Source organism: Methylobacterium sp. WL116 (assembly GCF_008039455.1).
In the GTDB taxonomy this organism is placed as follows: domain Bacteria; phylum Pseudomonadota; class Alphaproteobacteria; order Rhizobiales; family Beijerinckiaceae; genus Methylobacterium.
Map to the genome: position 1 here is coordinate 1 of NZ_VRUV01000452.1, position 3,716 is coordinate 3,716.

Annotated in this window: 4 protein-coding genes; 1 reads left to right on the top strand and 3 read right to left on the bottom strand. The window is 70.7% G+C overall.

The window, feature by feature from the left end:
- Positions 1–421: 421 nt before the first annotated feature.
- The 3 genes from FV223_RS22535 to FV223_RS22545 all read right to left on the bottom strand — a co-directional run bounded on the left by FV223_RS22535 (position 422) and on the right by FV223_RS22545 (position 2,941).
- Positions 422–1,153: an RlmE family RNA methyltransferase gene (locus FV223_RS22535; RefSeq protein ID WP_147729083.1), complete on the bottom strand. Its 732-nt coding sequence runs from the start codon at positions 1,151–1,153 to the stop codon at positions 422–424.
- The gene (locus tag FV223_RS22540; RefSeq protein WP_147729084.1) at positions 1,150–2,238 is read right to left on the bottom strand and encodes a Ppx/GppA phosphatase family protein; all 1,089 of its coding nucleotides are present in this window, start codon (positions 2,236–2,238) and stop codon (positions 1,150–1,152) included. Before FV223_RS22540 ends, FV223_RS22535 begins: the two co-directional genes overlap by 4 nt.
- A 229-nt stretch (positions 2,239–2,467) precedes the next feature.
- On the bottom strand, positions 2,468–2,941 hold the full coding sequence (locus tag FV223_RS22545; protein ID WP_147729085.1) for a response regulator: 474 nt from the start codon (positions 2,939–2,941) through the stop codon (positions 2,468–2,470).
- A 306-nt stretch (positions 2,942–3,247) separates the two neighbouring features.
- Between FV223_RS22545 and FV223_RS22550 the strand changes: the two genes are divergently transcribed.
- Positions 3,248–3,716: cold shock domain-containing protein (locus tag FV223_RS22550; RefSeq protein ID WP_147729086.1), on the top strand; the 469-nt coding region annotated here is incomplete at its 3' end.

Below are 3,716 nucleotides of genomic sequence, written 5' to 3' on the forward strand. Positions count from 1 at the left end.
AGTTGTGTATATGACACAGGCCGAAGGCGAGGACGCGCCGGCTCCGAAGGTCCGTCGCCGGCGGCGCCCGCGCTTCGAGGGGACCGAGGCCGAAGGTTCGCCGGAGACCATGGCACCGGACGGCGCCTCCTCGGTCGAGTAGACGCCAACATTCCCGCGAGACAGGCCGCTCCGGATCTCCGGGGCGGCCTTTTTCGTATCCGAAGTTCGGTCCCCGAAGGGCCGATCCGGCCTTCATCCGGTCGGGATACGCTCGGACGCAGAGAACGGGCCGGAGAGACGTGAGATCCAGGCCTCCCGGCAGTGCCAGCGGGCGTCGAGCGATAGGCTCTCGCGGCAGGTCACCGAGCCGGCATGGGTGCCACGGCACCGGCGTTTCGAGCCGGACCGCCCGTGCGCGCAGCAGGCGGAGCGCCGCGAATCAGTCCCCGTCCGCCTCGGCGAGGGCGAGGGCCGGCGTCGGCCCGCGATAGCCGGTCGCCAGCACGTAGAGCTCGCTCGAATCGGCCCGGCTCGCATTCGGCTTGACGTGCCGCACGAGGGAGAAGTCGCGCTTGAGGTCGGTGAGCAACGCGGTCTCTGTGCCGCCCTGCAGCACCTTGGCGAGGTAGGCGCCGCCGGGCGCCAGAACCTCCCGGGCGAACTCGGCCGCGGTCTCGGCGAGCCCGATGATGCGCAGGTGATCGGTCTTCTTGTGGCCGGTGGCGTTGGCGGCCATGTCGGACAGCACGAGGTCGGCCGGGCCGCCGAGCAGGCCGGTGAGGCGCTTCGGCGCCTCGGGGTCGAGGAAGTCGAGGGTGATGAACTCGACGCCCGGCATCGGCTCGATCTCGAGCAGGTCGATTCCGACGATGCGGCCGGTCTCGCCGACGATCTTCGCCGCGACCTGCGACCAGCCGCCGGGGGCGGCGCCGAGATCGACGATGCGCTGGCCGGGCTTCAGCAGCTTGAAGCGCTCGTCGATCTCCATCAGCTTGAAGGCCGCCCGCGAGCGGTATCCTTCGCGCTTGGCCCGCTGAACGTAGGGATCGTTGAGCTGGCGCTCGAGCCAGCTCTTCTGCGAATGGGTGCGCCCGCGCCCGGTCTTCACCCGCTGCTTGAGATCGCCGCGGACTCCGCCCGTCGCGCCCGCTCCGCCACGCCTGTCGGTCACCGGTAGCCCCCGCGGCGCCACACGCCGTCTTCCCGCATCATGTTCATCAACAATCCTTCGCGCAGGCCGCGATCGGCGATGCGCAGGCGCTCGGCCGGGAAGGCCCGGCGGATCGCCTCCAGGATCGCGCAGCCGGCGAGGACCAGGTCGGCGCGGTCGCGGCCGATGCACGGGTTCTCCGCCCGCTGGTCGAGCCGCGTGTCGAGCAGGTCGTCGATCGCACCGGCGACCTCGGCGTCGCTCATCCACAGCCCGTCGACCCGGCGACGCTCGTAGCGCACGAGGCGCAGGTGCATCGCCGCGATGGTGGTGACGGTGCCGGAGGTTCCGAGCAGGTGGAAGCCGGGCGCCGTCGCCGCGGCCGCCGCGCGGATCGCGAAGGGGCCCAGCATCTCGGCCACCTCCTCGACCATGCCCTCGAACATCATCCGCGTCACCTCGGAGCCGCCGTGGCGCTCGGCCAGGGTGACGACGCCGACCGGCAGCGAATCCCAGGCGCGGATGCGCAGGGTCGGATCGGTCGAGGGGTTGGCGGCCGAGCCGTCGAGCCAGGCGATCTCGGTCGAGCCGCCGCCGATGTCGAAGATCACCACCGATTCGGCTTGCGGGTCGGCGAGCGCGGCGCAGCCGGTGACGGCGAGATAGGCTTCGGTCTGCCGGTCGACGATCTCGAGATCGAGGCCCACCTCGGCCCGCACGCGCGCAACGAACTCGGCACCGTTCACGGCGAGCCGGCAGGCCTCCGTGGCGATGATCTTGGCCCGCCCGACGCCGCGGGCGCGCATCTTCCCCTTGCAGATCCGCAGCGCGTCGATCGTCCGCTCGATCGCCGCCTCGCTGAGCCGGTCGGAGCTGCCGAGCCCCTCGCCGAGCCGGACGATGCGCGAGAACGCGTCGATCACCCGGAATCCGTGCGAGGACGGCTCGGCGATGAGCAGGCGGCAGTTGTTGGTGCCGAGATCCAGGGCCGCGTAGGCGTTGCGGCGCACGTCGCGATGCGAGACCGCGGGGGCGGAACCGGGTGCCCCTGCCGGTGGCGCGCCCTGGGGGCGGGCCGGCGCGGTCGCGCCACTCTCGTCCCTCATCGGCGTCGCCGCGCTTTCCCATCCCTGGCCCCGGCGAACCGCCCGGCCATCATTCACGCTCGACCCTACTCGCTCGGCGGCGAACTGCAACGTCCCGTTCACGAATGCCGGGACTGCATCCACGGCCGTCGGCGCGACCGCAGCCGGCGACGAGGATCGAAAACCATGCGCCCGACGCCGAGACCCGGCCGCCGAGACATCGGATGCGATGCGCGATCACGCGGTCGCGTCAGGCCATCGCCTTGGCGAGGCTGGCGGCGCGGGAGGTCGGCCGCAGCAGGCTCTTCACCTGGGAGTAGGGTCGCGGCCGGTTGATCACCTCGTCGAGGCGCGACCACAACGTCTTGGGCGAAAACGGTTTCGCGATGATCTCGTTGACGCCGAGGGTGATCGCGCGGTCGACAACGTTCCGACGCGGCTGGGCGAGCATCAGGATGATGGGAATCGTCGGGCAAGGCGAGGTCGAGGGCGTGCGTGCCAGCCGGATGAACTCCTCGCCCGAGAGGATCGCCAGGTCCCAGTCGATGATCGTCAGGTCGGGCTTGCTCTCGGCGAGCACGCCGAGCGCCTCGGCCCCGTCCGGCGCCTCCAGCACCCGCTTGATGCCGACGCGCATCAGCATGTCGCGCACGATTCGACGGATGTAGAGGCTCTCGTCGACCACGAGGGCGGAGAAGTCCGGGAAGGTCGGGGTCGCGATCATCGAGGGGGCGGCACGCGGGGCCCGGCGGATGCGGGAGCCTGTCCCCCTTCATACGCGCCCGGCCTTTGCGCTTCCCTAACACGGCGCGCTCTGCAAGCCTGGGTTTCACGACGACGAGAAAGTGATGGAACTCCGAGCTGATCGACAACAAGGTCCTTGCGGTCAACGGCCAATTGCGTCAGGACTGAGGCGTTATTCTTGGTTACCGCGACCGGGGGTAATGGGAGTGCGGGGCGTGAGCTGTCTGGGATGGCGCGCACGCGGTATTCGAGACGTGGTCGGCGGACGGTTTTTGGCGAGCTTTCGATGGGACGTGGTCGTGATTTCCGGGGGCCGCAGAAGCGCGGCTTCGATGAGGGTGGCGCAGAGCCGAGATGGCCTGATCAGGCTCCCCCGAGTGGCGGCGGATACGGTGGCGGCGGCTTCGGCGGCGGCGGTGGCGGGTTCGGTGGCGGCGGCGGTGGTTTCGATCGCGGCGCTCCCCGGGCTGCGGCGGCCCCTACGGGTCCGGAGCGCGATGCCACGGTCAAGTGGTTCAACAAGGAGAAGGGCTTCGGCTTCGTTGAGCTGGGCGACGGCTCGGGCGACGCCTTCCTCCACATCCGCGCCGTCGAGGCAGCCGGCCATGACGACCTGCTGCCGGGCACCCGGCTCACCGTTCAGACCGCGCAGGGCCAGAAGGGTCCGCAGGTCACCAACGTGACCAGCGTCGACACCTCGACGGCCGAGGCGGCTCCGCCCCGGCGCGAGATGCGCGATGCGCGTCCCCCGCGCG